Origin of the sequence: Nocardia sp. NPDC049149 (assembly GCF_043197455.1) — a bacterium.
Lineage (GTDB): Bacteria > Actinomycetota > Actinomycetes > Mycobacteriales > Mycobacteriaceae > Nocardia.
In genome coordinates this window covers 60,775-86,863 of sequence record NZ_JBICTD010000005.1, presented here as the reverse complement: position 1 = coordinate 86,863, position 26,089 = coordinate 60,775, and the positions used below count along the sequence as shown (strand labels likewise).

Genomic DNA, 26,089 nt, shown 5'->3' with positions numbered 1-26,089 from the left:
CCGCGGGAAGCTCGACGGCCCAGATCAGCTGACCGGCTGGTTTGCCGACTGATCATCTGACGGACACCTACCGCTGGCAGGCTGGCGGCGTGCACGAGCTGGCGAGGACCACCGACACCATCGCGGACCGGTTCACCCGATGGTGCGAGGCCGTGATCGCCCGACTGCCGTGGGGGCTGCATCGTCTCGTTCCGCCGACTTTTCTCGGCTTCGCGCTGATCAACAGCTTCACCTTCGGCGTCGATCTGCTGCTGCTCACCGTGTTCCACGGGCTGTTCGGGTTGCCGGTGTGGCTCTCGGTCACCGTCGCCTACGTGTGCGCGTTCGGTTTGAGTTTCGTGCTCAACCGCACCTTCAACTTCCATTCGCACGCGCCGGTCGGCAAGCAGGCCGTCGTCTACGCGGTGGTGGTCGCGATCAACTATGTCGCGTTCATCCTCGGTGTCGGCACCGGCCTTGCCGCGCTCGGCCTCCAGTACCACGTGTCCCGAATGCTGGCGGGTGCGTGCGAGGCGGTCTACATGTACAGCGCGATGCGCTGGGTCGTGTTCCGCGGCGCCGCGACGAAGGAACTTGCACCTCACGCCACGTGAGGTCATAGCGTCACTGATGTGGCGAACACGAACGGATACGTCAAGGTCGGCGAGCTCGCGACGGTGACCAAGCTGACCGTCCGCACCCTGCACTACTACGACGAGATCGGGCTGCTCTCACCGTCCGTCCGCTCGGGTGCCGGGCACCGGTTGTATTCGACCGACGACGTGCAACGGCTCTACCGCATCGGCCTGCTGCGCAATCTCGGCCTGCGCCTGGACGAGGTGGCCGCCGCTCTCGACGACCCCGCCTGGGACCTCGCGGGCGTGATGGCCAGGCACGTCGCCGAGCTCGATCGCAGGCTCGCCGTCGGCCATCGCCTGCGGCAGCGCCTGGCCGCCATGGTCGCCACCGTCACCGACCAGCGCAGCCTCGAAACACGGGAGCTGCTGGACACTTTGGAGGACATGGCCATGCTCGACACGAAGATTCAGCGCCGCATCCCGACGCTCGTCTACCGCGACATCGCGGCCGCCCACGACTATTTGACCTCCGTGTTCGGCATGGAGCCCGGCCGCATCACCAAAGGCGAAGACGGCACCGTCTACCACGCCGAGGTCACCGCCGGTGACGGCGTGATCTGGCTGCATCATGTCTCCGAGCAGTTCAACCTGCAGTCGCCGATCACGGTCGGCGCCTGCACCGAGGGCATGTCGATCGTCGTCGAGGACGTCGACGCGCATTTCCGGCATGCGAAGGCGGCGGGCGCGGACATCCTCTACGAGCCCACCGATCAGTTCTACGGCTACCGCGATTACAGCGCGCGTGACCTCGAACAGCGGCTGTGGTCGTTCATGACGCCGTTGGACTGAGCAGCAGATCGATGCGGTTACCGTCGACGACCACCGCGTCGTCGTCGGTGAGCGCCCAATGCGCGACGCCATCGGCCCGATAGCGTTCGGCGATCCTGGCGCAGTCGCCATCGGGGTCGGTCGGCGAGTCGAGATGCGGCACGATCCGGTGATCGACCAATCCCAGTCCGTCCCACTGCGGTTCGATGCCGCAGGCGGGGCGCACCTCGGCGGGATCGTCCGCGACTTCCAGACCGTGCAGATCCGGCGTCAGCAGGCAGGCGCCCGCGCTGTATCCGGCGTACACCAGCACATCGTCGGCCAGCAGCCTTGGCAGCACGAGATCGGCGCCGCTGCGGGCGAATTGGGCGCGCAGCACGAAGGTGTTGCCGCCGCGCACCCAGATCAGCGGGAAGTCGGCCAGCGTCCGCTCCAATTCCGCCGGCTGATCGACGAAATCACGCAGGTCGATCGTCTCCGGCGCATAGCCGAGCCTGCGCAGCGGCACGACGTCGCTGGTGACCGCGGCCGCCCACATGTCGGGCCACGCGTCACAGGCGTTGGGGATCAGCGCAACCCGGCCCGGCGCGCCGACGAGCGCGGCGAGCCGGTCGTAGTGCGCACCGAACCGGTAGCTGGACAGGAACAGTCGCATCGCGGATCAGAGCGTGAAGGCCAGGTTGCGCACCAGCTGCAGCCCGAGCTGCTCGTCTCCGGTGATCGCGATCTGGTCCAGGTGCTCGTCGGCGGTGGTCCGTCCACCGCCGAGCCGGACGAAAAGCTCGGACGGCAGCTGGATTTCGACGGTGGCGGGCTCGTCGAACGCGTCGACGAAGCTCGCCCGCCCCGCGACCTGGATGTGCAACGGTCGCGCCAACGCGCCGGTCACCGCGAAGGTGATCCGCGAACCATCCGGTGCCCCACCCTTTTTCACCACCACTCGCGGCACGCTGCCGAGGAACTCGGCGAACGCCAGCTCGCCGCGGCGGCCACCCTCGTCGACCCGAACACCGAGCGCGTCGGCGATATCGAGCTCGTGCATCCAGCAGTCGAACAGCCGCACCCGCATGAACCGGCCGTAGCTGACCTGCCCGATCGGCGACGGGGTTTCGGTCTGCCATTCCGGCTCGCCCATGGCGGACAGGGCTTTTCGCCTGCGGCCGACGACATCGCCGAACAACTCGAGCAGCTGGGCGCCAGGCAGCGGCCGCAGCCGGTCGACCCAGATCTCGTTCAGCACCCCGGTCTGGTTGCGCACGTGCGGCAGCGTGCTGACGTCGACCTTCTCCGTGGCCTGGTCGTGCGCGGGCGGACGCTCGCCGAGCAGCCACGATTCGACGCCCGCGACGTGGGCGAGCGTGTCGAAGACGCTCCAGCCCGGCAGCGCTGTCGGTGTGCGCCAGCGGTTTTCGTCGATATCGGTGACCAGCGCGGCGATCGCGTCCCATTCCTCGAACAGTGCCGTGGTCAGCGCGGTGCGGTCCAGGGTCGGATCGGTCATTCTTGCGCTCCTTCGTCGGTGCCCGGCCGCTTGTGGTTGTTCAATTCTTCCTCGCGTTCCAGCGCCGCGATGCCGTCCTGGATCGCGGACGCGGTGGACTGCGGATCGTAGGGTCTGCGCAGCATGAAGCCGGCCGCGAAGCGCATCTTGTCGCCGTGCTTGCGCGGGATCACATGCAGGTGGATGTGCGGGACGGTTTGAAATGCCGCCTTACCGTCGTTGAGCACCAGGTTGGCGCCGTCCGCGGCCAGCGTGCTTCGCCGGATGGCCAGCGCGAGCCGGTGGCCTGCCCGGAAGATGTACGACCCGGTGTCGGCGTCGAGATCTTCCAGCTCGGCGGCGTGCACTTTGGGAATCACCAGCATGTGTCCGCGGGCAATGGGCCGGATATCGAGGAAGGCGCAGAGGGTGTCGTCTTCGTACACCTTCGTTGCCGGGGCCTCGCCTGCCACGATGCGGCAGAAGACGCAGTCGTTCACAGGCTGGACCTTACGGCGTACGAGTGGTCGGCAACAGCCCTGTATTCGCCAAGCCCGCCGACTGCTCTACTTGGCATCCCCCTCGGCATGGGAATGGCCATGATGCACGTCACGGTTGCAGTGGTGGACCATGGTGCTGAGCGGGAGCCCAACCTGCGGGTAAGTAATGGACCTGCACGTTCGCTCTTGTCGGGACCTCCGGAGGCGACCACGATCATTCTCGACGCCACACCCGAACGCCTGACGAATATAGGAGGCAACGATGAGGGCCGCGACGACCCGAGGAATCCGGCAATCCGTCGAAATCCGGCATGATCTTGTGACGGGCGTCTCAGCAGTCCGCACTCCTCGCCGGGTACAGTTGCGAGGATTTGGGCGAACTTACTCTCAAGTAACAACGTCCGGCCAGCCCTCTGTTGCCTGAAGCTCAGCTCGAGAAGGAATAGACAAAGTGGAGACAACGCAGAGCGTAGGCGACCAGTCGCCACGCGGCGCGCGTGTCGGAGTCGTTCGCGAGTCCAACACGGGCGAACGACGTGTCGCATTGGTGCCGAAAATCATTCCGACCTTACTGAAGCAAGGCGCGCAGGTGGTGGTCGAGTCCGGTGCCGGACTCGGCGCACTCATCCCCGACAGCGCGTACGAAGAAGCAGGCGCGACGATCGGCGACCCCTGGTCGGCCGAGGTGATCGTCAAGGTCGCGCCGCCGAGCGACGCCGAGGTGGCGAAGCTGTCCGACGGCCAGACGCTGATCGGCTTCCTGGCCCCGCGCAACGCGGACAACCAGATCGGCAAGCTGAAAGCCGCTGGGGTGCAAGCGTTTGCGGTCGAGGCGATCCCGCGCATCTCGCGCGCCCAGGTGATGGACGCGCTGTCGTCGCAGGCCAACGTCGCAGGCTACAAGGCGGTGCTGCTCGCGGCCTCGGAGTCGACCCGGTTCTTCCCGATGCTCACCACCGCGGCAGGCACGGTGAAGCCCGCGACCGTGCTCGTGCTCGGCGTCGGCGTTGCCGGACTGCAGGCCCTGGCCACCGCCAAGCGCCTCGGCGGCCGCACCACCGGCTACGACGTGCGGCCCGAGGTCGCCGATCAGGTGCGCTCGGTCGGTGCCCAGTGGCTCGACCTCGGCATCGACGCCGCCGGTGAAGGCGGGTACGCCCGCGAGCTCACCGACGACGAAAAGGCCAAGCAGCAGCAGGCTTTGGAGGACGCGATCAAGGGCTTCGACGTGGTGATCACCACCGCGCTGGTGCCCGGTCGTCCCGCGCCGCGCCTGGTGACCGCCGCCGCCGTCGAGGGCATGAAGCCGGGCAGCGTGATCATCGATCTGGCCGGCGAGACCGGCGGCAACTGCGAGCTCACCGAGCCGGGCGAGACCGTGGTCAAGCACCAGGTCACCATCGCCTCGCCGCTGAACCTGCCAGCGACCATGCCTGAGCACGCCAGCGAGCTGTACTCGAAAAACATTGCGGCACTGCTGGAACTGATGCTGGTCGACGGAAAGCTTGCGCCGGACTTCAGCGATCAGGTGCTCGCGGATTCCTGCGTCACCCGGGAGAGGGAAGCCTGATGTATACCGAACTTCTCGCGAACATCGCGATCCTGGTGCTGTCCGGGTTCGTCGGGTTCGCCGTGATCTCCAAGGTGCCCAACACCTTGCACACCCCGCTCATGTCGGGCACCAACGCCATCCACGGCATCGTCGTGCTCGGCGCGCTCGTCACCCTCGGCAACGTGCAGGACCCGTCGATCCTGACGCAGATCATCCTGTTCGTCGCCGTCGTGTTCGGAACCCTGAACGTCATCGGTGGTTTCGTGGTGACCGACCGGATGCTCGGCATGTTCAAGGGCAAGAAGGCCGCACCGGTGAAGGCGGACAAGTGATGCATACCTTCGACAACCTGACCTATCTGGTCAACGGCCTCTACATCATCGCGTTCGGCATGTTCATCTACGGTCTGATGGGCCTGACCGGTCCGAAGACCGCCGTGCGCGGCAACTTGATCGCCGCCGTCGGCATGGTCATCGCCGTGGTCGCGACTCTGATCTCGGTGCGCCACACCAGCAATTGGATCCTGATCGTTGCTGGTCTCGTGGTCGGTATCGCCCTCGGCGTTCCGCCTGCCAAGTTCACCAAGATGACCGCCATGCCGCAGCTGGTCGCCGCGTTCAACGGCGTCGGCGGTGGCACGGTCGCCCTCATTGCCTGGTCGGAATTCATCAACAGCCAAGGCTTTTCGCACTTCGACGAAGAGCCAACGGTGCACATCGTGGTCGGCTCGCTGTTCGCCGCGATCATCGGCTCGGTGTCCTTCTGGGGCTCGCTGATCGCCTTCGGCAAGCTGCAGGAGATCCTGCCCGGTCGCCCGCTCGGTCTCGGCAAGCTGCAGCAGCCGCTGAACCTGCTGCTGCTCCTCGGTGCGATCGCCGCGGCCGTGGTGATCGGCATCGGCGCCACCAATGACGGTGTCTCCCAACTGTGGATGATCGCGGTGCTCGTCCTCGCCGGTGTGCTCGGCCTCGCGGTCGTGCTGCCGATCGGCGGCGCCGACATGCCCGTCGTCATCTCGTTGCTCAACGCGTTGACCGGATTGTCCGCCGCCGCAGCCGGTTTGGCGTTGAACAACACCGCGATGATCGTGGCGGGCATGATCGTCGGCGCGTCCGGCACCATCCTCACCAACCTGATGGCCAAGGCGATGAACCGGTCGATTCCGGCCATCGTGGCCGGCGGATTCGGTGGTGGCGGAACAGCTCCCGGCGCCGGTGGCGACGGCGAAGCCAAGCAGGCCAAGGCCACCTCGGCCGCGGACGCCGCGATCCAGATGGCCTACGCCAACCAGGTGATCGTGGTGCCCGGGTACGGCATGGCCGTCGCGCAGGCGCAGCACGCGGTCAAGGAGATGGCGGCACTGCTCGAGGCCAAGGGCGTCGAGGTCAAATACGCCATCCACCCGGTCGCGGGGCGCATGCCGGGTCACATGAACGTGCTGCTTGCCGAGGCCGAGGTCTCCTACGACGCGCTCAAGGAGATGGACGACATCAACGGCGAATTCGGCCGCACCGATGTCGCCCTGGTGATCGGCGCCAACGATGTCACCAACCCGGCCGCCCGCGAGGACAAGAACAGCCCGATCTACGGCATGCCGGTGCTCAATGTCGACCAGGCCAAGAGCGTCATCGTGCTCAAGCGGTCGATGAACTCCGGCTTCGCTGGCATCGACAACCCGCTGTTCTACGCCGATCACACCTCGATGCTGTTCGGTGATGCGAAGAAGTCCGTCGGTGCGGTCACCGAGGAACTGAAAGCGCTGTAACACTGCAGGTTTCGCCCGGAACGACCCCTCGCCGGATTCGGCGGGGGGTCGTTTGCGGTTGGCGCTGCCCCGTACAGCAACCGTTAATTCGCTGGACACGGCCGGTCCGCAGGCCTGATCATCCTCGGAGTGTCCGCACGTAATGAGTCTCTTCGGTTGATCGACCCGAGGGAGCCCTCGGCCGATGTCGCCGAGCGGCTGCCGTGGGGTGTCACCGTCGATTCCAACTACTCGACGCGCGATGTGGTCGATGTGCTCGCGCTCACGCCGTTCCTGCGCGGCGATCAACCCTGCGCGCGCTCAGCGCATCTGGAGCGAATCAAGCCCGATGCGCCGTTGCGCCCTGCGCACGGCAGGGTGGTGCGCTCGACGCAGGACGAGGACAGCGGGATCGCGCTGGTGGCAGGCGTCGGCTGGTCCTCGCGGGTGGTCCGGTGGTCGGGTGGGTCGGCGACCGTCGAGGTCACCGCCGCGACCGACGAGCTCGCCGCGAGCGTGCTCGCCGAGTCCATTCGAGATGCGGCCGCGCAGCCGGAGATCGGCGAGACCATCGAGATGGGCTTCTGGCACATGCACAGCCACGGACCGCAGCGGCGTGGTCGGGCCATCTCGGCGCCGGAATGGCCTGCCATTCGCGGCAATTACGCCGCAGAGGTCTCCGGTGCGATGGACCGCCTGATGGCCTTGACCGCCGCGGAGGTCCGCGGCCGGTTGGTGCTGCTGCACGGACCGCCTGGCACCGGAAAGACCACGGCGCTGCGCGCGCTCGCCAGGGCATGGGCGCCGTGGTGCCAGTTCGACTGTGTGCTCGACCCCGAGGTGATGTTCGGCAAGCCCGGCTATCTGATGGACGTGGCTGCGGGCATCGACGGCGACGAGGACACCAAACGCTGGCGCATGCTCGTGCTGGAGGACTGCGACGAGCTGATCCGCGGTGAGGCGAAAGAAACAGCGGGACAGGGCCTTTCCCGCTTGCTCAACCTGACCGACGGCATGCTCGGGCAGGGCAGGGACGTGCTGGTCGCGATCACCACCAACGAGGATCTGTCCCGGCTGCACCCCGCGGTCACCCGACCTGGACGCTGCTTGGCACAGCTCGAGGTCGGCCGGTTGTCGCCCGCCGAGTCGGCGGCCTGGCTGGCCAGGGAACGCAAGGCGGACACCCCGTCCGATGCCGCGTGCCCGGACGGCGCGACCCTCGCCGAGTTGGTCGCACTGCGCGACGGCGACATCAAGATCCAGTCGATCAGCGAGGATCCGGTCAATCCTGGCCTTTATCTGTGACGCGTTCGTCGTCTGGCCCACCACACGAATATCGGGTCGATCGGCTAGATTCTGTGAGTTCGTCGGCCGCCCATGTGGCCGTATATCGCGTAAACCCTGGGGAGGGGAACCATGACAACACCTACGAACTATCCGCCACCGACGCAACCCGACGGTCACAGCTACGGTCCGGGATACCCACAGCAGCCGGGGGGCGTGCCAGGGTATCCGCCGCCGACCGGGTATCCGCAGCCTGGCTACGGTCCTGGCTTTCCGCCGCCGCAGGGTTTTCCACCTCCCCAGGGTTTTCCACCGCAGCAAGGCTTTCCACCGCAGCAAGGCTTTCCGCCGCCAGGTTTCCCGCCGCACGGTGGCCAGCCCGGCTTCCCGCCCGCCTTCCCGCCGCCGCGCCGCCGTGGCGGCCCTGGCAAGGCGATCGCCATCGTCGTTGCCATCGTTGTCGTGCTCGGCCTCGTCCTTTTCGGCGTCGTCTATGCCATGCGCTCCGATGGTGAAAAGGTCAGCATCGGCCAGTGCGCGAAGCTGTCCGGCACCACCTTCAAGGCCGAGTTCGCCACCAAGGAATGCTCCGACCCGGAAGCCAATTACGTAGTGGCCGAACGGCTCGACGGCGCCGCCAAGGACTGCCCGACCAAGGATTACGCCAGCTACTACCAGACCGGCAACAAGGAATACACGCTCTGCCTCCGCCTCAACGTGAAGGAAGGCGACTGCATCGACGGCAACACCCTCGGCGCGAGCACCAAGGTCGCCTGCACCGCAGGCGCCGACTACAAGATCGGCCGAATCATCCGAGGCACTGCCGACAAGTCCGCCTGCGGCCCCAAATTCACCGCCGACTCCACCATCGTCTACCCCAAACCAGACCCCGTAACCCTCTGCCTGGTCCCCCCGACAAAGTAAGGATCCATCCCGCGGGTCTGCCACTAACCCCGCCAGTTATGCACCTGTGCAGCGGATTTCGATGCGATCGGCTAGATTCGGTGAGTCCGTTCGGCTGCCGAGTGCTGCCGGCATTGCGTCGACCCTGGGGGAGGGTTCCATGACAACACCGCCGCCGCACGGCCATCCCTCCGAGTTCCAGCCTGGAGATCATCCCGGTGACTACCCGGCCGGTCAAAACGAGCTGGTTGAGGGCAAAGCCGTCAACATTCGCACATGGCTGGTCATCGTCGGCTTGCTCGTCCTGGTGGTGTTCGCCGTCATCATCAGTCGACCCGATAGCCAAAGGGTCGATATCGGCGGGTGTGCAAAGGTTTCCGGGCCCGATTCCCGCGCTGAGTTCGAGGTCAGGAAATGCTCCGACCGGGACGCCAACTACGTTGTGGCGGAACGGATCAGTGGCGCCGGTCAAGACTGCGCGAGCAAGGCTTACGCCATCTACTTCGAGAACGGCGACAACACCACGGGCAGCAGGCTGTGCCTGCGGCCCAACGTGAAGAAGGGTGACTGCGTGCGCGGCGATTCGTCCGGCATCGTCGCCGATAGGTTCTGCCGCGACGCCGACCACCAGATCAGCCAGGTCCTAGTCGGCACTGCGGATGAATCCGCTTGCCGATCCCGCAATCTCGGCGAACTCGGCATCGTCTACCCGAAGCGTGAACCCGTCACGCTGTGCCTGGTGAGATGGACCGGCTAGGCCCTCGCTGGGGCGACGGCAGCGGCGTAGCGGCAGCAGATCAGGACGGCAATGAGGGGGACGATCAAGGCGGTGGTGAGGGGGATCAGGGCGGTGAGCCAGCCGATTGTCGCGGGGCCGGCGAGTAGGCCGAGGTAGCCGATGCTGAAGACGCGGGACATGTCGGTTGCGGCCTTGGCGGAGCCCAGATTGCCTGCGGCGGTGAATATTTGCGGGATGGTGCCGGACAGGCCGAGGCCTGCCATGGCCCAGCCGATCAGGGTCAACGGGATCCAGGGGGAGAGGATGATCACGGTGAGGCCGATGGCACAGAGCAGGGTGCCGTAGCGGACGACGGCTACCCGGCCGAAGGCGCCGCTCACCCGGTCGGCGGCGAGGCGACCCGCGGTCATGGTGACGGAAAAGGCGCCGAAAGCCAGTGCGGCGGTGGCTTCGTCGGCGTCGAGGTGTTCGCGCATCTGCAGGGTGCTCCAGTCTCCGGCGACACCTTCGGCTAGTAGGACGGCGAAGGCGATTGCGGCCAGGGCGAATACCTTTCGGCGGTGCTCGGCGCTGTCCCGGTGCTGATGCGCCGAGGCAGGTGGATCATGGTGCACCGCAGCCGAATCGGCCGGTGCTCCGTGCTCGGTATCGCGAAGCAACCGAGGGACGAGTGCGAAGGTCAGTGCGACGCAGGCAAGGGCCGCCAGCGTCAGCGTCATTCTGGTGTCCCATTCCGCCCGCAGGGTTGCCGCCCCGAGTAGCGATCCCAGCAGTCCACCGCCGGAGAACAATGCGTGGAACGCCCCCATGATCGGGCGCCCGTAGGCCCGTTCCACGTGCACCGCTTGGGTATTCATCGAGACGTCCAATGCACCGTTGCCGAAACCGAAGCAGGCCAGCGCGAGTGCCAAGGTGATCGGGCCGGTCGCCAGTCCAGGCCCGATCAGCGCCAGGGACATAAGGGTCGCGGCCGCGGCGACCAGGTTCCGGCTGCCGAACCGATCCGCGAGCGGCCCGGTGATGCGCATGCCTGCCACGCCTGCGCCCGCCATCAGCAGGAGGAGCATGCCGAGCGTCGATTTCGCGACGCCGGTCCGGTCGGTGATCTCCGGAATATGCACCACCCACATGGCGAGCAGGAACCCGTTGAGCCCGAACACCGTGAACACGGCGGCGCGGGCAACGCGGGTGGGGCAATCGACCGTCGGAGTCACCAATCCGACGGTACCGATGTGCCTCAGTCGCTATCCGTTCCACACCCCGGTCGCGGCGGTCTCCTTCGCGTACTCGGTGAAATCCTTGGGCGCCCGGCCGAGTGCCCGCTGCACACCGTCGGCGGTCTTGCTGTTCCTGCCGTCCAGAATGGTGCCGAACAGGTAGTCGAGCAGGCTGACCGCGTCGGCGGGCAGCTGGAAATCGGTCAGTGCCGCAACGAATTCCGTGCGGCTCACGGGAATGAACGCGATCTCGCGGCCGGTCGCCTCGGCGATCTCGCCGACCGCCTCGGCAAAGGTGAGCGCGCGCGGCCCGGTCAGCTCGTACAGCTCGCCGTGGTGTCCCTCCTCGGTGAGTGCGCGGACCGCGACATCGGCGATGTCGTCGGCGTGCACGAACGGTTCCGGGACATCACCGTTGGGCAGCGCGACCTCGCCGGCGATGACGAGGTCGGTGAACGCGCCCTCGCTGAAGTTCTGGGCGAAGAAGCTGCACCGCACGATGGTCCAGTCGAGTCCGGATCCCCGCACGATCTCCTCGCATTCCACCGCCTCCGGCTCGCCGCGACCGGACAGCAGCACCAGCGTGCGCACGCCGGCGAGCTTGGCCGCGATCGTGAATGCCTGCAGGGTCTCCGGCGCGCCAGGCACCGCGAGATCGGGCTGGTACGCGACGTAGACGACGTGCACGTCGGCCAGCGCCGCAGCCCAGGTGCCGCGGTCCTCCCAGCTGAACGGGATCGGCGCGGTGCGCGAGCCGACGCGGATCGAGTGGCCCGCCTGCGCGAGCCGGTTCGCGACCCGGCTGCCGGTCTTGCCGGTGCCGCCGGTGACGAGGATGAGGGGCTGGTGTGCGGTGTTGTTTGTCATGACATGAGTACACCGGCTTGCGCCGAGACGAAACATAGTTCAGCAGCTCATGATCATGTGTGATCGTCTACGCTCGGTGACGTGGATGCGCTCGCCAGTCTGCTCGAAGGTCCACGTGCCCGAGGCGCGTTTCTGATGTGTTCGCTGCTCGAACCGCCCTGGTCACTGCACATTCAGGACGAGGCTCCGCTCACCGTGGTTTCGATGGTGCGCGGCGACGCCTGGATCATGATGGGCAAGAACGCGCCGCGACAGGTCTGCGAGGGCGATGTCGCGATCTTTCGCGGGCCTGACCACTACACCGTCGCCGACGAGCCGACCACCGCGCCGCAGATCTACATCCATCCCGGCAACGTGACCAAGACCGCCGATGGTGAAGTCCTGTGCGAGACACTGAGTCTCGGCGTCCGTCAGTGGGGCACCGCCGCCGACGGTGCCACCATGATGGTGACCGGAACCTACGAGTCGGCGGGCGCGGCAAGCCAGCGGCTGCTGCGCGCCCTGCCGCCGGTCATCGTGCTGCAGCGCGGCGACTTCGACACCCGCATTCTGGACATCCTGGTCGACGAGGCAGTCAAGGACGAGCCCGCGCAAGGCGTGCTGCTCGACCGGCTGCTCGACATGGTGCTGATCGCCGCCCTGCGTGCCTGGTTCGCCCGCAACGACGCGCCCGCCTGGTACCACGCCTACAGCGATCCGCTGGTCGGCAAGGCGCTGCGGCTGCTGCAGCACAATCCGGCGCACGGTTGGACGGTGGCCGGGCTGGCCGAGGCGGTCGGGGTGTCCCGCGCCGCGCTCGCCCGCCGCTTCACCGATCTGGTCGGCGAGCCGCCGATGGCGTTCCTCACCGAATGGCGCCTCGCGCTGGCCGCCGACCTGCTCGCCGAGTCCGACGCCACCATCGAATCCATCGCCCGCCAAGTCGGTTACGGCAGCGCCTTCGCGTTGAGCACGGCCTTCAAACGCCATTTCGGCGTAAGCCCCCGTGACCACCGCCAAGGCGCCACTTCGGCTGAGCTATCGTCGGCCGGGTGACACAGCAGTATCCGGTCCTCTGGCCGATGCCGACCCGGTGGTCGGACAACGACCACTACGGGCACGTGAACAACGTGACCTACTACTCGTACTTCGACACCGCGGTCAACGCGTGGTTGATGCATGCCACCGGCGCCGACATCCGCGAGTTGCCCGCGCTCGGCGTGGTCGCGCAGACCTCGTGCCAATACGTAGGCTCGCTCAGCTTCCCCGACCAGCTGCAGGTCGGCCTGCGCATCTCGCGGCTCGGCCGGTCCAGCATCACCTATGACCTGGCGATCTTCCGTGAGGCCGACGGCGACCTCGAACTGGCCGCCACCGGCACCTTCGTGCACGTCTACGTCGACTCGGCGACCCGCAAACCCGTCGAGATCCCCGAGGTGATCCGCACCGCCGCAGGCGCCCTCGTCACCGGGTAGTGCCTCGTCCAGAAAGGTCGCGTCGGTAACCGGGTGTTGGGTTGATGTGGGCGTGTGGCCGGTGATGCTGCCGGTGGAGGTGCTGCCGGTGGCCCGGAAGCCGGAAGTGTTTGTGCGAGCGATGACCCCGCAGGAGGATTGACCGCAGGCGGCATCACGCCGACTCTGCCCCGCGCGGATTCTGTTCACGCTGAGGCAAATTCAGCTCTGGCGACAATCATGGGTTCCTCGACACGGCAGCGGGGCGGGGAGATTCCTCTCCCCGCCCCGTGTGGAGGTGCTCGACGGCCGATCAGTCGACGAGGAACCCCCAGCGCTGGTCGTTATAACCGGCGGTGCATTGGTGCCCGAAAATTTTGCCATCACCATGTGCCGCAAGGCAAAGTCCGCGCTGCACGTTCTTGATCATTCCCGCAGCCGGACCATCCGTCCATCGCTGGTCCTGGTAGCCGAGGCAGGGGTGGGTAAAAACGTGGCCGTTAGCGTGCATTGCCAGACAGTGCCTACTCTCTTGATTGCGCAATGTGTCGTCATTGCCGTACATCCAGCGCTGATCTGCGTAACCCCCGCATCCCCACAAGAACACCTTGGGATGATGGTTGGCCGCACATTTGGTGTGTTCCTGATTCTGCATCCTGAACCAGGTAACCTGTGCACTCAACTCCGCAGGGGACTCGCTGGCGGCGGCTGGCCGGGCAGCAAGAATGATGCCCGTCATCACGACTAATATAGATATAACTAATGTAGACAGCATGCGGCCGGTAAGGGCGGCGAAGGATTTACTTATTGACATGCGAGGTCTCTCCCATTGAATTGGCATGGTCACTTTTGGACTCGTGCGTGCGATTCAGAGTAGCGAGAGATCGGTGTCGAAGAATCCGCCCAAAGTTATATGGAGCACTATGTCTCGTGCCCTGCTGGTTGATGAGGGTAAACCACAGTCGCATACGCTCGTCCAACCGGAGGGCCGAATACGAAGAAGTGCTCAATAGTTTCATTTCTACCGCGAGAACTGACAATTATCCACACTCTTGTAGAAGTCATTCCCGATCAGCCGGTACTCGGGTTGGCCGCCAGCCTGACGTGCCGCCCGCCGGAGCCAGCGGTGCAGACCGCACCTGCCGCACCCCTTCTGATTCGCCGCACACGATTTCGCATGCGAAATCGTGTGCGGCGAATCAGAAAAGGTGCGGGAAGGGCTGGACTTGCGGACGGTGACCCTCGGGTAGCGGCGCGGGGGTGATGGTGGCTCTGGCGGTACTTGGACGGCGGGTGTGCTCGAGGGCGCGTTGCCAGCGATGGGCGGCTGAGAGGTCTGCGAGATCCGTCCAGGTCCACCGGACCATCAGTAGGCCGGTGTCGCGAATCGCGTCCTCACGGCGCTTCTCGTCGAAGACGGCGTCACCAGGCTCTTGGCCGGGTTTCAGTAGCCTGCCATACTTCATCCGTCCGTCGAATTCTCCGACGACGCCTGCCTCCGGGTCGTAGAAATCGACGCGGCCGAGGAATTTGCCTGCCGCAGAATGTACTTCACCTTGCAGAAGGGGTAGCGGGAGCCCATTTCGGTGAAACATCATGCGGCTCCGCGATTCGCCGACGCTCTCGCTGCGGGCGTCGAGTAATCCAATTGTCCGGCGTGCCTGTGATATTCCGCGACGGTGGTTGGCGATTTCGAGCTCGATCGCCAATTCGGCTGCAGTGATGCCTAGTGCCCGAACGGCGGCGTCACCGACCACGACTGCTTGTTCGTATGGCAGTGTGCGAGCCAAATCGACGACTGTCCGTGCGGGCGACGTGACCCAATGCCCGTCGATCGACGACTCCGCCTGATATCGGCGCGCAATGAACTTTCAACGCGGGCCGGATCCGTCCACCGTAGCGCCGATCCCGAGTAACCTGCACCCGGTCCAATGGTGTTGCCCACAAAGGTAATTTGTACAGCACGGCGGCTGATTGGTGACTCACGATCGCGTCAGCGGCCATTGCGGGTAAAGTAGATTCGATCAATACCCGGTGTCGACCGATCCGATCGAGGCTGCCGTACTCCGCCGCGTCGACGTAACAGCCATGGCGGAGGTGATGCCAACTCGGGCCTCGATACAGCTGGCGGATGTCGTGGTCGGTATAGCCGGCGGCCAAGGCGTCCTGACGGCGGCGAATCTGCTCCATCACTCGATGCTGAACCCCCCACGGTCGCCGATACCACCCCCACATGTCCGATTGTGGACAACTCCCGCCTGTGGAGGCTATGAACAACAAAGCCGCACATCTCTTGTTTTCCCGCACACGATTTCGCATGCGAAATCGTGTGCGGGAAAACAGGAAGGGTGCGTTTAATTGCCGAGCAGGGCGGCCTGGAAGCGACGCATGCCGTCGATCCAGCGGTCGTAGTCGGAACCCTTGTAGCGGTACATCTTCAGGACCTCGGGGTGGGGGAGGATCAGGAAGTGTTCGGCGTCGACACCTGCCAGGACGACTTCGGCGGCCTCGTCGGGGGAGAGCACCTTGCCTGCGGTGGTCACTGCTTTGATGGCCAGTTCGGCCTCGGCGGAGTGTTCCGTCGCGCCAAGGCCCGAGTGCAGGAGCTGGGTGTCGACGCCCATCGGGCAGACGCAGCTCACCCGAATGCCCTTGTCGCCGTAGGTGACCGACAACCATTCGGCGAATCCGACCGCGGCGTGTTTGGAGACCGCGTACGGCGCGGAGCCGAGCTGGGTGAGCAAGCCCGCCGCCGACGCGGTGGACACGAAGTACCCGCTGCCGCGAGACAGCCACTCGGGCACCAACAGTCGCGCCGCACGCACATGGGCGAGCACGTTGACCTCGAGCGCCGCCGCCCACTGCGCGTCGGTGCTGTCGAGCCCGGCGCCGCCGCCGATCCCCGCGTTCGCGAAATACAGGTCCACCGGACCGAATTCGGCGGCCGCGCGCTCGATCAGCCCGCGAATCACCTGCTCGTCGGCGACATCACCGCCCACCGCGACCGCGGCCGCGCCGAGCGATTCGGCAACCTGCGCCGCCGCACCGGCATCGAGATCGGCGAGCACCACGCGCGCCCCCGCCGCGACCAGCCCGCGCGCCAGCGCCGCACCGATCCCCGCCCCGGCCCCCGTGACGATCGCAACCTTGCCCGAAATCTCCATCCCCGCACCTTAGCGAGGCGGTACCGGTGCCTGACCGAGAATCTCGGCCACCATCGGCCATCCGCTCGCGACCTACCCGGAAATATCGCCTGCTCAGTTGGATCCGGCGAGCCGGTCCAGCAGTGGTGCGGTGCGCGGGCCGACCAGTTCGCGCATCACCAGCGCCATGTTGGTGCGTTCGACGCCGGGAATCTTCAGTATCTGTCCGGCGATTCGGTATAAATCGTCGGCGTCTCTGGCGACGACCCGGACTGTCAGGTCGGTGAGGCCGGTCATGCCGCACACCTCGGTCACCTCGGGCACCTCGGCGAGTTCGTCTACCACCGAATCCAATTGGTGTTGATCGACGACTACCGCGACAAAGGCCGACAGCGGATAGCCGAGGGCGCGTGGGCGCACCCTGCGCTCGAAACTGCCGAGCACGCCGCCCGCCTCCCAGCGGGCGAGCCTGGCTTGCACGGTGTTGCGGGACAGTCCGAGCCGAGCGGCCAGCTCCACGCCCGTTGCTCTCGGATTGGCGACCAGTTCCAGCAGCAGTCGAGCATCAGTGGCGTCCAAGGTCACATCGACCGTTTCTCTGGTCATGCGACGCAGTATGACATCACCCGACCGTCCAGAATTGAGCATTCTGCGCATTCGCGTGTCGTTCGCTTGCGCACATCGCATTATCGTGGATGCTGTGAGGTAGAGCACATGCGCGGCGGAACCGGGCAGCAGCCAGGCCCGCCGGCAGCCAGGGTGAGGAGGCGGTCACCGATGCCAGAGAAGATCGAATACCCGGTGCAATTGGTCCAGCCCGACGGTCGCCGCGTCCTCGATCGGGAGAACGCCGCCCTGGTCGCCGACGTCGGACCGGACGAGCTACGCGCGATGTACGAGGACATGGTCGTCACCCGGCGCATCGACACCGAGGCGACCGCATTGCAGCGCCAAGGCCAACTGGGACTGTGGGCCCCGCTGCTCGGCCAGGAGGCCACCCAGGTCGGTTCGGCGCACGCCCTGCACCCCGACGACTACGTGTTCTGCAGCTACCGTGAGGCGGCCGTCGCCTACTGCCGCGGCGTGCACCCCAGCGAGATCACCCGCATGTGGCGCGGTGTCGCGCACTCCTGCTGGGATCCGGACGCGGTCAACATGACCAACCCGAACATCATCGTCGGCTCGCAGGGTCTGCACGCGACCGGCTACGCCTACGCCGCGCACCTGGACGGCGCCGAGATCGCGACCATCGCCTACTTCGGCGACGGCGCGAGCAGCCAGGGTGATATCGCCGAGGCGCTCGGCTTCGCGGCGAGCTGGAGCGCGCCGGTGGTGTTCCTGTGCCAGAACAATCACTGGGCGATCAGCGAGCCGGTCCGGGTGCAGAGTCAGACGCCGATTGTGCGGCGCGCCTACGGATACGGGATCCCCGGCGTTCAGGTGGACGGCAACGATGTGCTCGCGGTGCTCGCGGTCACCAGGCAGGCGGTGGCGCGCGCCCGTGCCGGCGGTGGGCCGTCGTTCATCGAGGCGATCACCTACCGGATGGGCCCGCACACCACGGCCGACGACCCGACGCGCTACCGCTCGTCCGCGGAGAACGAGCAGTGGGCCCGCCGCGATCCGATCGATCGACTGCGCAGGCTGCTGGAACGCGAGTCGCAGATCGACGACGCGTTCCACCGTCAGGTCGCCGAGCATGCCGACGAGGTCGCGCGCCAATTGCGCACCGCGACCATCGAAATGCCCGATCCCGCACCGATAGACATGTTCGACAACGTGTATGCCACCCCGCACGCGCTCATCACCGAAGAGCGGCGGGAGTACGCGGAGTACTTGGCTGGCGATCCCAGCGAGGCTGCCGCGCGACCGGAAGGAGTCCCTTCATGATCACTACTTTTGCCAGCGCCCTCAATACCGGGCTGCGCCGCGCACTGGAGGACGACCCGAAGGTTGTGCTGATGGGCGAGGACATCGGCAGGCTCGGCGGCGTGTTCCGGGTGACCGACAGCTTGCAGAAGGACTTCGGCGACAACCGGGTCATCGACACTCCACTTGCCGAATCGGGCATCGTGGGAACGGCTTTCGGCATGGCGTTGCGCGGCTATCGGCCGGTGTGTGAGATCCAGTTCGACGGGTTCGTCTATCCCGCGTTCGATCAGATCGTCTCGCACGTGGCCAAGATCCACTATCGGACGCAGGGAAAGGTGAAGGCGCCCATCACGATTCGCATCCCGTTCGGCGGCGGGATCGGTGCGGTCGAGCATCATTCGGAGTCGCCGGAGGCGTATTTCGCACACACCGCCGGGCTGCGGGTGCTGGCGCCGAGCAACCCGGCCGACGCGTATCTGATGATCCGCCAGGCGATTGCCATGGACGATCCGGTGATCTTCTTCGAGCCCAAGCGGCGCTACTGGGACAAGGCCGACGTCGATTTCCTCGCCCTGGACCGGGACGGCGGGTTGCCCGTGGACCGGGCCATGGTGCGCCGCACCGGCACCGACGCCACCGTCGTCGCATACGGCGGGACGGTCGAGACCGCCATGTCCGCGGCGAAAATCGCTGCCGAAGAAGGACATTCGCTCGAGGTGATTGATCTGCGCAGCCTCTCGCCGATCGACTTCGACACCATCGAGGCCTCGGTCGCCAAGACCGGCAGGCTGATCGTGACGCACGAGGCGCCGGTTTTCGCCGGTCTCGGTGCGGAAATCGCCGCGAGGATCACCGAACGGTGCTTCTATCATCTCGAAGCGCCGGTCCTGCGCGTCGGTGGCTTCGACATCCCCTTCCCCCCGGCTAAGCTCGAAAAGTTCCACCTGCCCGACCCCGATCGCATTCTCGCCGCGGTCGATCGAACGCTCGCCGCCTGACGCCGGTCAGCCGTAGTGAGAGGTGCCAACGTGGAAGATCGCGCCCAGCCAGGGGCGGGGAAGGTGCTGGAATTCCGGCTCCCCGACCTCGGAGAAGGGCTGGCCGACGCCGAACTGGTGTCCTGGTCGGTCGACGTCGGCGACGCGGTCGCACTGAATCAGACGATCGCCGAGGTGGAAACGGCGAAGGCGGTGGTGGCGCTGCCGTCACCGTTCGCAGGCCGGGTGGTCGAGTTGCTCGCGCAGCCGGGGGAGACCATCCTCGTCGGCGCGCCGCTGATCCGGGTGCGCGACGATCAGGCGCCTGCCGAGAGTGGACGACCCGCACTAGATGATGCTGCTGGTTCTGGCGACAGTGATGCTGGGCATCAGGATGTTTCGAGTCGCGATGCGGCGAGCAAAGCCGGAGCGGCGGCAGATCATGCCGAATCGAACGGCACCGGGCGCACTTCGGTGCTCGTCGGCTACGGGCCGGAGGGCGAGACCGTGTCGCGGCGGCGTCGCCCTGCTGTCGCGAAACCCGATAGTGCGGACGTGATTTCGGCGGATGCCGAATACGATGCGCAGCCCGAACCGACGCCGACGGAAGGCATGCCGCGCACGGTCCGGCCCCAGCTCGGCGTCACCAGGCCCGCCGCCACCCCCGCTGCCCGCAGGCTCGCGCGCGAAATCGGCATCGACCTGTGGTTCGTCGCGGGCTCCGGACCGGACGGCGCGGTCACCGTCGAGGACGTGCGCGGTGCCGTGCCGGTTTCCCAACCGCGCAAAGTAGGCGCGACCGGCAAGGCGGGCGCGACCATACAGCCCGAAACCCGTTCGGCCCCTGCGGTCACCGATCCGGCGGCGGGTGTCATTCGCGAACCCGCGCGCGAAGTGCGCACCCCGATCAGCGGCATTCGCAAGCGCACCGCGGCCGCCATGACGGCAAGCGCCCGCACCATCCCGCAGGCGAGCACCTTCGTCACCCTGGATTTCACCGCGTCGATGGAGCTGCTCGACCACCTGCGCACCACCAAATCCTTTGCCGGACTGACCCTCACGCCGCTCGCGCTGGTGGCGAAGTCGGTGCTCGCCGCGCTGGCGGAGTTCCCGGACATCAACACCTTCTGGGACGAGGCGAATCAGGAGATCGTCACCAAGCACTACGTGAACTTGGGCGTCGCGGTGGCCACCGACCGTGGGCTGCTGGTGCCGAACATCAAAGAGGCGCAGGCGTTGAGTTTGCGTGATCTCACCCGTGAGATCAGCTGGGTCGCCGAGACCGCGCGATCGGGCGGCGCAAGCCCGACCGATCTGCGTGGCGGCACGTTCACCATCACCAACGTCGGGGTGTTCGGCGTCGACACCGGTGTGCCGCTGGTGAATCCGGGTGAGGCGGCGATTCTGTGTCTCGGCTCGATCCGCAAGCGCCCGTGGGTCTTCCGCGACGAACTCGCGGTCCGCTGGGTCACCACCCTCGGCATCAGCTTCGACCACCGCATGATCGACGGCGAACTCGCCTCCCGCTTCCTCGCCACCACCGCAGGCCTCCTGGAAGACCCCCTCACCCTCCTCAGCCGAATCTGAACCCAGGACTTCCCGCCCGAGTGGGAACTGGTGGCGGCATTTCGCGAGTAGCGTCCGCCGTCAGTTCTCACTCGGTGCGAATGTCCATTTCGGGTTGCTCGGCGGTTGCCATGAGAAGTCTTCGTGATGTCACCTGGGCGAAACATTTGCTGGGGGTTCATGTAAAGAACGGCGACTAGACCATTTCTATGGCAGTCGAAGCGCATCCGGTCGATAGCAGGTTGCCGTTCGGACGGCAGCTCACGTTCGGGATTCAGCACGTGTTGATCATGTACACCGGGTGCATCACGGTGCCGCTGGTGTTCGGGGCGGCGGTGGGGCTCGATCGCGCCACGATTGCGCTGCTGATCAGCGCGGATCTCCTGGTGGCCGGGATCATCACGATGGTGCAGAGCCTCGGGCTCGGCAAGCTGGCCGGTGCGCGACTGCCGATCATCTGCGGCGCGACCTTCATCGGGTTGGACCCGATGATCATGATCGCCAGGGAGTACGGGCTGGAGGCGGTCTACGGTTCGATGCTGATCGGCGGTGTGGTCGGCATCGTGCTTGCCTGGCCGTTTGCCCGGATGGTCCGATTCTTTCCGCCGCTGGTCTCTGGGACCGTGCTCACCGTGGTCGGCGTCTCGCTGATCGGCACGGCCGGTCGGCTGATCGTCGGCACCGACCGGACCGACCCGTCGTTCGCCGCGCCCTCGCATATCGGGGTGGCCGCCGTGGTCGTCGTGCTCGCGGTCGGGTTCATGTGCCTCGCCCGCGGGATGTGGTCGCAGATCGGGGTGTTGATCGCGCTTGCGGTCGGTGTCGTTCTCTCGATCCCGATGGGGCTTGTCGACACCGGCGGCATCACCAGCAGCGCCTGGGTCGGCCTGCCCGAGCCGTTCCATTTCGGCGCACCCGAGTTCCCGATCACGGCGGTGGTCGCCATGAGCATCGTGATGGCCGTGGTGTTCGCCGAATCCACCGCGAGCATGCTGGCGATCAGCGAGATCACCGGCAAACCGGTCGGCAGGGCCGAACTGGCCCGCGGCCTGGTCGGCGACGGGCTGTCCGGCGTGCTCGGCGGCGTCTTCACCGCGTTCGTCGACTCGATGTTCAATCAGAATGTCGGCGCGGTGGCGGCCACCCGCGTGTTCAGTCGCTATGTGACCGCGACCAGCGGCGCCATCCTGATCGTGCTCGGCCTGGTGCCGCGGTTCGGCGCGCTGGTCGCGGCGGTGCCCAAACCGGTGGTCGGCGGCGTCGGCCTCGTCCTGTTCGCCACCATCGCGATCGTCGGCATCGAAACCCTCCGCCGAGCCGACCTCGGGGATCGCATCAACGCCATCATCGTCGCCACCGCGCTCGGCCTCGGCCTGCTCCCGGTGCTGACCAAGGACTTCTTCGTCAAGTTCCCCTCTGCCGTGCAGATCCTGCTGGACAGCGGCATAACCATGGGCGCAGGCTCGGTGTTCGCGCTCAACCTGCTCTTCAATCACACCCGCCTCGGCGCCTTCGCCCGTGGCGAATCCGAACCTGACCCGCTGGCGTTGTCCGTGCCCGATGTGTCAGCACCGCCGCAGCGCACGCAACAGGAACCGACGGCCGCCGATCCGGCTCCGGCACCGAGCTGATCAGTGTCGCCTCGACGCACCGCAACTCGACCGTGACGCCCTGCCGCACAATGCTTTCCGGCATGTCGAGTCATGCGATCAGCTACAGCGACTTCCGTGACCGGCGTAGTACCGTCCGGCTGGCACTGCATCGACGGTCCGACACGGTGCGATCGTGTCAGTCGCCGTGGGACAGCACCTTTCGCACCACCAATCCGGCAACCAGGGCCCAGAATGCGGCACCGACGCCCGCGAAGCCGATGCCCGAGGCGGCGATCAGGAAGGTGACGATGCCTGCTTCCCGATGCTTCTCGGAACTGAGGGCGCCGACGAGGGCGGCGCCGAGCGTGGCCAGGAGTGCAAGGCCCGCAACGGTTTCCAGGGTGCCCGCGGGAGCGGTGGCGATCAGGGTGACCAGGGCAGCGGAGCCGAGTGCCACGATCAGGTAGCAGACGCCCGAGGTAAAGGCGGCGATCCAGCGTTTCTTCGGATCCGGGTGTGCCGCAGGGGCCGCGGACAGGGCGGCGCTGATCGCGGCGAGGTTGATGGCGTGCCCGCCTGCCGATGCGCCGAGCACGGTGCCGATCCCGGTCACCGACATCGCTGCCCGCCAAGGGACTTGGTAGCCGAAGGACTTCATCACCGCGGTTCCCGGAATGTTCTGCGAGGCCATGGTCACGATGTACAGCGGCAGCGCGACACCGATCATCGCCTGCCAACTCCAGTGCGGCAGTGTGAGTTCCACCGTCGGGGTCATCGCGGCAAGGTCGAGGTGCTTGTGCTGCACCGCGATACTGATGCCAGCGCCGACGGCGGCCGTCACGAAGGCCGCGATCACCGCCCACCGCTTGGCGAAGCGGTGCAATACGAGCCAGACCACGATCACCGGCACCACCACCGCCGGACTGGACTGGACCGCCTTGACCGGCGCGAGGCACAGCGGCAGCAACACTCCAGCCAGCATGGCCTGCGCGATCTCCACCGGAATCGCGGCGACCAGGTTGCCGAGCCGCTGCCACAGTCCGGTGATCACGATCAACACCCCGGTGATCGCGAACGCACCGACCGCGGCGGGCCACCCACCGGCCACCGCACCCGTGCTGGCGAGCAGTGCCGCGCCCGGTGTCGACCAGGCCAGCGTGATCGGCATGCGATAGCGGTAGCTGAGCAGCATCATGCCGAACGCCTGGGTCACGCAGACCGCGAGCAGGCCGGACGCCGCCTGCGCGGTGCTCGCGCCGACCGCGGTCAGCCCGCTGAGCACCACGGCGAACGCGCTGGTGAAACCGACCAGACCGGTGACGATCCCGGCGCTGATCGGCTGCCCGAGTCCGGCCGAGAGGGTGGGGGCGGACTCGGGCCCCTGCTGTTCGGTGGGTGCAGGCGGCGCCGCGGAAACGTTCGACATTGCGCCGATCCTGCCCGCAACTGGACTGGAGGTCACGGGCCAGTGACCCGAAACTGGACTGAGTTTCGTGGTCGACCAGGGCATGCGACCGGCACGGCCACTGGTGGTCGTTAAGCGACCTGGACAAATTCGGGACGGCCACCGGTCCAGTCGTCTCGAGTTGATCGGCCGCCGGTGCGGCCTGTCGCACCACAACATCGACGTCGGCGAACCGGCTCGACTACCGGCGAGTAGCGCTGGGGTGCAGCCACATTGCCCTGATCAGGTGCGTAGGCTGAGGGTATTCGGGTGCGCGAAGATGCGATTCTGGACGAGGAGCTGGGTTGAGCGCGGTACTGATCTCACCGGTAGAGCTTCGAGGAGCGTTGTCGGACAAGCAGGTTCGTCTGCTGGACGTCCGATGGGCGCTGGGTGACCCGGACGGGCCGCAGCACTATCTGAACGGCCACATCCCCGGCGCCGTGTTCGTCGACATGGAAACCGAACTGGCCGCCCCGCCGTCACCCGCGCGGGGCAGGCACCCGCTGCCGGATATCGCGCAGCTGGAGAAGTGCGCGCGCAGCTGGGGTGTGCGGCGCGGCGATCCGGTGGTCGTCTACGACGCGACCGGTGGCATGGCGGCCGCCCGCGCCTGGTGGCTGCTGCGCTGGGCCGGGATCGCCGATGTGCGGATCCTCGACGGCGGCCTGCCTGGCTGGACGAGCGCAGGCGGCGACATCGCGACTGGCACCGAGCCGGACCCCGAGCCCGGTGACGTGGAACTGACGCCGGGTCACCTTCCGGTCATCGACGCGGACGCGGCCGCCCGCTGGCGTGGCGTGCTGCTCGATGCCCGCGCGGGCGAGCGCTACCGCGGCGAGGTCGAGCCGATCGATCCGCGCGCGGGTCACATCCCCGGCGCGATCAGCGCGCCGACCGCCGAAAACCTCGACGCCAATGGACGTTTCCGGGCACCGGCCGAGCTCCGCGACCGCTTCGCAGGCTTCCGCGCCGAACCGGTCGCGGTCTACTGCGGCTCCGGCGTCACCGCCGCCCACCAGGTCGCTGCCCTCGCCGTCGCAGGCATCGAAGCCGCCCTGTACCCGGGCTCGTGGTCCCAGTGGTCGCACGATCCGAAGCGTCCGGTCGCCACCGGAAGCTGATCAGGGACAGCTGCGGGCGACAGCCTGGAGTGCCATGTTGTCGGCCACCGTCAACGCCAGGTCGTAGTGGATGGCGACGGTGAGATATTTGCCTGCGTAGAAGCAGTGGTTGGCACGGGCGGGTGGGAGCCATTCGGCCGGAGTCTTGTCGCCCTTGGCCTGGTTGGTGCGGCCGTCGGTGGCGAGCAGGTTGGTGTCGAGGTCGTTGGCGAAGCGGATCCGTCGGTCGATCGGCCAGAAGGCCGCTCCCATGTCCCAGGCGGCGGCCAGTGGATACACGTGGTCGATCTGGACGTTGTCTGCGTCGGCCTTCTCGAACGGGATGCGCTTGCCGGTGTAGGGGTCGGCCAAGATTCCGCCGACTACGACACAGTCGCGGGTTCCCTGCCGGAAACGCACCTCGGTGAGCTGCGCGGCGAGCACATTGTTGCGGGTGTCGCAGCCGTCGTGCCCGCCGGGAGCGTCGTTGTCGTCGGTCCAGGCAGGCCCGAAAACACAGCCCTGCCCCGCCTTGCAGCCACGCTCGTAGCCACCGGGATGCGGCCGATTCGGCACCACCCGCACCCCCGCGAGCAGGCGCTCGACCTCGACCCTGGTCGGACTGCCCGGTGCAGGCGTCACCGGACCCGTGTCGATCGCGAGCCCGCCGCACCCCGCCACGCACAGCACGACGAACGCACCGGCCAGCCAATGCCGAACGTCCGCACCCATGGCGTCACATCTACACGTGCGGACCGACATCCGGGTACCCCGGGCACAGCGCGATTCTCAGCAGGAAGGCCGGGCGATCCTCACAACCACGCGCGCGCGAGGAGGTCGTCTTCGGCGACCTCGCTCGCCCGCGGTGGGAACCGGGTGGCCGAAATCGACTCTGCGTGCGCGCCGTCGTGCCCGATCAGCCACGAACCGCCGCGCTCCTCGCATTCGGCGAGCTTGGCGAAGGTGGCGAGCAGGAAGGTGATGGCTTCGTGCGGGTCGAGAGTTCGGGCCAAGCGCTGTGATTCACCGGGGCGGGACAGGTCGAGCCACACGCCGGACTGGCCGTCCAACCTCATCCCGACGATCTTCTCGGCCTTGATGAAGGTGAATTTGCGCCGTTCCCACGGCGTCGTCGGCGTGAAGCTCTGCTCGAGAACCTGGAGCAGAATCGTCATGATTGCCTCCGCTTCCGTTGACACCTGACTGCGCTTACCCGACCCGCTGGCTTCGCCAGCTGCCATCCCCGGGGGTTCTGCTGCGATGACCAGCGGATATACCAGTATGTTCC

General features: G+C 66.6%; 27 protein-coding genes. 15 read left to right on the top strand and 12 right to left on the bottom strand.

All coding sequences use genetic code 11. The features are described from left to right. The first annotated feature begins 41 nt into the window (after positions 1 to 41). Complete coding sequence (locus tag ACGFNJ_RS20580) at positions 42 to 593, top strand: GtrA family protein (protein ID WP_393450284.1); 552 nt, start codon at positions 42 to 44, stop codon at positions 591 to 593. 18 nt (positions 594 to 611) lie between these two features. Then, the gene (locus ACGFNJ_RS20575) at positions 612 to 1,406 is read left to right on the top strand and encodes a MerR family transcriptional regulator (RefSeq protein WP_393450282.1); all 795 of its coding nucleotides are present in this window, start codon (positions 612 to 614) and stop codon (positions 1,404 to 1,406) included. Here the strand turns inward: ACGFNJ_RS20575 and ACGFNJ_RS20570 are convergent. Genes ACGFNJ_RS20570 through ACGFNJ_RS20560 form a run of 3 tightly spaced genes read right to left on the bottom strand, consistent with a single transcriptional unit; the run spans position 1,387 to position 3,365 of the window. After that, a complete protein-coding gene (locus ACGFNJ_RS20570) occupies positions 1,387 to 2,040 on the bottom strand; it encodes a Type 1 glutamine amidotransferase-like domain-containing protein (RefSeq protein ID WP_393450280.1) in 654 nt (217 codons plus the stop codon). The genes ACGFNJ_RS20575 and ACGFNJ_RS20570 overlap by 20 nt on opposite strands. A gap of 6 nt (positions 2,041 to 2,046) precedes the next feature. After that, positions 2,047 to 2,886 carry a maleylpyruvate isomerase family mycothiol-dependent enzyme gene (locus tag ACGFNJ_RS20565; RefSeq protein WP_393450278.1) on the bottom strand — a complete coding sequence of 280 codons (840 nt, stop codon included), beginning with the start codon at positions 2,884 to 2,886 and terminating at the stop codon, positions 2,047 to 2,049. Beyond that, positions 2,883 to 3,365, bottom strand: coding sequence for an HIT family protein (locus tag ACGFNJ_RS20560; RefSeq protein WP_393450275.1), 483 nt, complete (start codon positions 3,363 to 3,365; stop codon positions 2,883 to 2,885). Before ACGFNJ_RS20560 ends, ACGFNJ_RS20565 begins: the two co-directional genes overlap by 4 nt. 451 nt (positions 3,366 to 3,816) lie before the next feature. Between ACGFNJ_RS20560 and ACGFNJ_RS20555 the strand changes: the two genes are divergently transcribed. From ACGFNJ_RS20555 to ACGFNJ_RS20530, 6 genes are all read left to right on the top strand, one after another. Next, positions 3,817 to 4,935 carry a Re/Si-specific NAD(P)(+) transhydrogenase subunit alpha gene (locus tag ACGFNJ_RS20555; RefSeq protein ID WP_393450272.1) on the top strand — a complete coding sequence of 373 codons (1,119 nt, stop codon included), beginning with the start codon at positions 3,817 to 3,819 and terminating at the stop codon, positions 4,933 to 4,935. Further along, the gene (locus ACGFNJ_RS20550; protein WP_069165014.1) at positions 4,935 to 5,249 is read left to right on the top strand and encodes an NAD(P) transhydrogenase subunit alpha; all 315 of its coding nucleotides are present in this window, start codon (positions 4,935 to 4,937) and stop codon (positions 5,247 to 5,249) included. The genes ACGFNJ_RS20555 and ACGFNJ_RS20550 overlap by 1 nt, the downstream gene beginning before the upstream one ends. Beyond that, positions 5,249 to 6,682 carry an NAD(P)(+) transhydrogenase (Re/Si-specific) subunit beta gene (locus ACGFNJ_RS20545; RefSeq protein ID WP_393450269.1) on the top strand — a complete coding sequence of 478 codons (1,434 nt, stop codon included), beginning with the start codon at positions 5,249 to 5,251 and terminating at the stop codon, positions 6,680 to 6,682. Before ACGFNJ_RS20550 ends, ACGFNJ_RS20545 begins: the two co-directional genes overlap by 1 nt. Positions 6,683 to 6,811: 129 nt before the next feature. Next, complete coding sequence (locus ACGFNJ_RS20540) at positions 6,812 to 7,966, top strand: DUF5925 domain-containing protein (protein ID WP_393450266.1); 1,155 nt, start codon at positions 6,812 to 6,814, stop codon at positions 7,964 to 7,966. Positions 7,967 to 8,077: 111 nt separating this feature from the next. Beyond that, positions 8,078 to 8,869, top strand: coding sequence for a hypothetical protein (locus ACGFNJ_RS20535; protein WP_393450263.1), 792 nt, complete (start codon positions 8,078 to 8,080; stop codon positions 8,867 to 8,869). A gap of 139 nt (positions 8,870 to 9,008) precedes the next feature. After that, on the top strand, positions 9,009 to 9,605 hold the full coding sequence (locus ACGFNJ_RS20530; protein WP_393450260.1) for a hypothetical protein: 597 nt from the start codon (positions 9,009 to 9,011) through the stop codon (positions 9,603 to 9,605). Here ACGFNJ_RS20530 and ACGFNJ_RS20525 read toward each other — a convergent pair. Further along, positions 9,602 to 10,801 (bottom strand): MFS transporter, encoded by a 1,200-nt coding sequence (locus ACGFNJ_RS20525; RefSeq protein WP_393450257.1) that lies wholly within the window; start codon positions 10,799 to 10,801, stop codon positions 9,602 to 9,604. The two genes, ACGFNJ_RS20530 and ACGFNJ_RS20525, sit on opposite strands and share 4 nt — an antisense overlap. A 30-nt stretch (positions 10,802 to 10,831) precedes the next feature. Next, positions 10,832 to 11,671, bottom strand: a complete 840-nt coding sequence (locus ACGFNJ_RS20520; RefSeq protein ID WP_393450254.1) for an NAD(P)H-binding protein — start codon at positions 11,669 to 11,671, stop codon at positions 10,832 to 10,834. 81 nt (positions 11,672 to 11,752) lie between these two features. On the opposite strand from ACGFNJ_RS20520, the gene ACGFNJ_RS20515 reads away from it, so the two are divergent. Next, complete coding sequence (locus ACGFNJ_RS20515; RefSeq protein ID WP_393450251.1) at positions 11,753 to 12,706, top strand: AraC family transcriptional regulator; 954 nt, start codon at positions 11,753 to 11,755, stop codon at positions 12,704 to 12,706. A gap of 26 nt (positions 12,707 to 12,732) precedes the next feature. Further along, positions 12,733 to 13,125 carry a thioesterase family protein gene (locus tag ACGFNJ_RS20510; RefSeq protein ID WP_069165061.1) on the top strand — a complete coding sequence of 131 codons (393 nt, stop codon included), beginning with the start codon at positions 12,733 to 12,735 and terminating at the stop codon, positions 13,123 to 13,125. Positions 13,126 to 13,417: 292 nt separating this feature from the next. Here the strand turns inward: ACGFNJ_RS20510 and ACGFNJ_RS20505 are convergent, their stop codons facing one another. The 4 genes from ACGFNJ_RS20505 to ACGFNJ_RS20490 all read right to left on the bottom strand — a co-directional run bounded on the left by ACGFNJ_RS20505 (position 13,418) and on the right by ACGFNJ_RS20490 (position 16,853). Further along, a complete protein-coding gene (locus tag ACGFNJ_RS20505; protein ID WP_393450248.1) occupies positions 13,418 to 13,843 on the bottom strand; it encodes a ricin-type beta-trefoil lectin domain protein in 426 nt (141 codons plus the stop codon). Between the two features lie 460 nt (positions 13,844 to 14,303). Next, on the bottom strand, positions 14,304 to 14,702 hold the full coding sequence (locus tag ACGFNJ_RS20500) for a hypothetical protein (RefSeq protein WP_393450245.1): 399 nt from the start codon (positions 14,700 to 14,702) through the stop codon (positions 14,304 to 14,306). A 756-nt stretch (positions 14,703 to 15,458) separates the two neighbouring features. Further along, positions 15,459 to 16,268, bottom strand: a complete 810-nt coding sequence (locus tag ACGFNJ_RS20495; protein ID WP_393450242.1) for an SDR family oxidoreductase — start codon at positions 16,266 to 16,268, stop codon at positions 15,459 to 15,461. Positions 16,269 to 16,361: 93 nt separating this feature from the next. Continuing rightward, positions 16,362 to 16,853 carry an Lrp/AsnC family transcriptional regulator gene (locus ACGFNJ_RS20490; protein ID WP_393450239.1) on the bottom strand — a complete coding sequence of 164 codons (492 nt, stop codon included), beginning with the start codon at positions 16,851 to 16,853 and terminating at the stop codon, positions 16,362 to 16,364. Between the two features lie 171 nt (positions 16,854 to 17,024). On the opposite strand from ACGFNJ_RS20490, the gene pdhA reads away from it, so the two are divergent. The 4 genes from pdhA to ACGFNJ_RS20470 all read left to right on the top strand — a co-directional run bounded on the left by pdhA (position 17,025) and on the right by ACGFNJ_RS20470 (position 22,293). Beyond that, on the top strand, positions 17,025 to 18,137 hold the full coding sequence (gene pdhA, locus ACGFNJ_RS20485; RefSeq protein WP_393450236.1) for a pyruvate dehydrogenase (acetyl-transferring) E1 component subunit alpha: 1,113 nt from the start codon (positions 17,025 to 17,027) through the stop codon (positions 18,135 to 18,137). Beyond that, entirely contained in the window at positions 18,134 to 19,117 is a 984-nt protein-coding gene (locus ACGFNJ_RS20480) for an alpha-ketoacid dehydrogenase subunit beta (protein WP_393450233.1), read from the top strand. Before pdhA ends, ACGFNJ_RS20480 begins: the two co-directional genes overlap by 4 nt. A 30-nt stretch (positions 19,118 to 19,147) precedes the next feature. After that, entirely contained in the window at positions 19,148 to 20,683 is a 1,536-nt protein-coding gene (locus ACGFNJ_RS20475; protein WP_393450230.1) for a dihydrolipoamide acetyltransferase family protein, read from the top strand. Between the two features lie 188 nt (positions 20,684 to 20,871). After that, the gene (locus ACGFNJ_RS20470) at positions 20,872 to 22,293 is read left to right on the top strand and encodes a uracil-xanthine permease family protein (protein ID WP_393450227.1); all 1,422 of its coding nucleotides are present in this window, start codon (positions 20,872 to 20,874) and stop codon (positions 22,291 to 22,293) included. A gap of 157 nt (positions 22,294 to 22,450) precedes the next feature. Here the strand turns inward: ACGFNJ_RS20470 and ACGFNJ_RS20465 are convergent, their stop codons facing one another. Further along, complete coding sequence (locus ACGFNJ_RS20465) at positions 22,451 to 23,680, bottom strand: benzoate/H(+) symporter BenE family transporter (RefSeq protein WP_393450224.1); 1,230 nt, start codon at positions 23,678 to 23,680, stop codon at positions 22,451 to 22,453. A 323-nt stretch (positions 23,681 to 24,003) separates the two neighbouring features. On the opposite strand from ACGFNJ_RS20465, the gene ACGFNJ_RS20460 reads away from it, so the two are divergent. After that, complete coding sequence (locus tag ACGFNJ_RS20460; protein ID WP_393450221.1) at positions 24,004 to 24,822, top strand: sulfurtransferase; 819 nt, start codon at positions 24,004 to 24,006, stop codon at positions 24,820 to 24,822. Here ACGFNJ_RS20460 and ACGFNJ_RS20455 read toward each other — a convergent pair whose 3' ends face one another. Further along, complete coding sequence (locus ACGFNJ_RS20455) at positions 24,823 to 25,533, bottom strand: HNH endonuclease family protein (protein ID WP_393450218.1); 711 nt, start codon at positions 25,531 to 25,533, stop codon at positions 24,823 to 24,825. Positions 25,534 to 25,613: 80 nt separating this feature from the next. Next, positions 25,614 to 25,976, bottom strand: coding sequence for a hypothetical protein (locus ACGFNJ_RS20450; RefSeq protein WP_393450215.1), 363 nt, complete (start codon positions 25,974 to 25,976; stop codon positions 25,614 to 25,616). Positions 25,977 to 26,089: the final 113 nt, after the last annotated feature.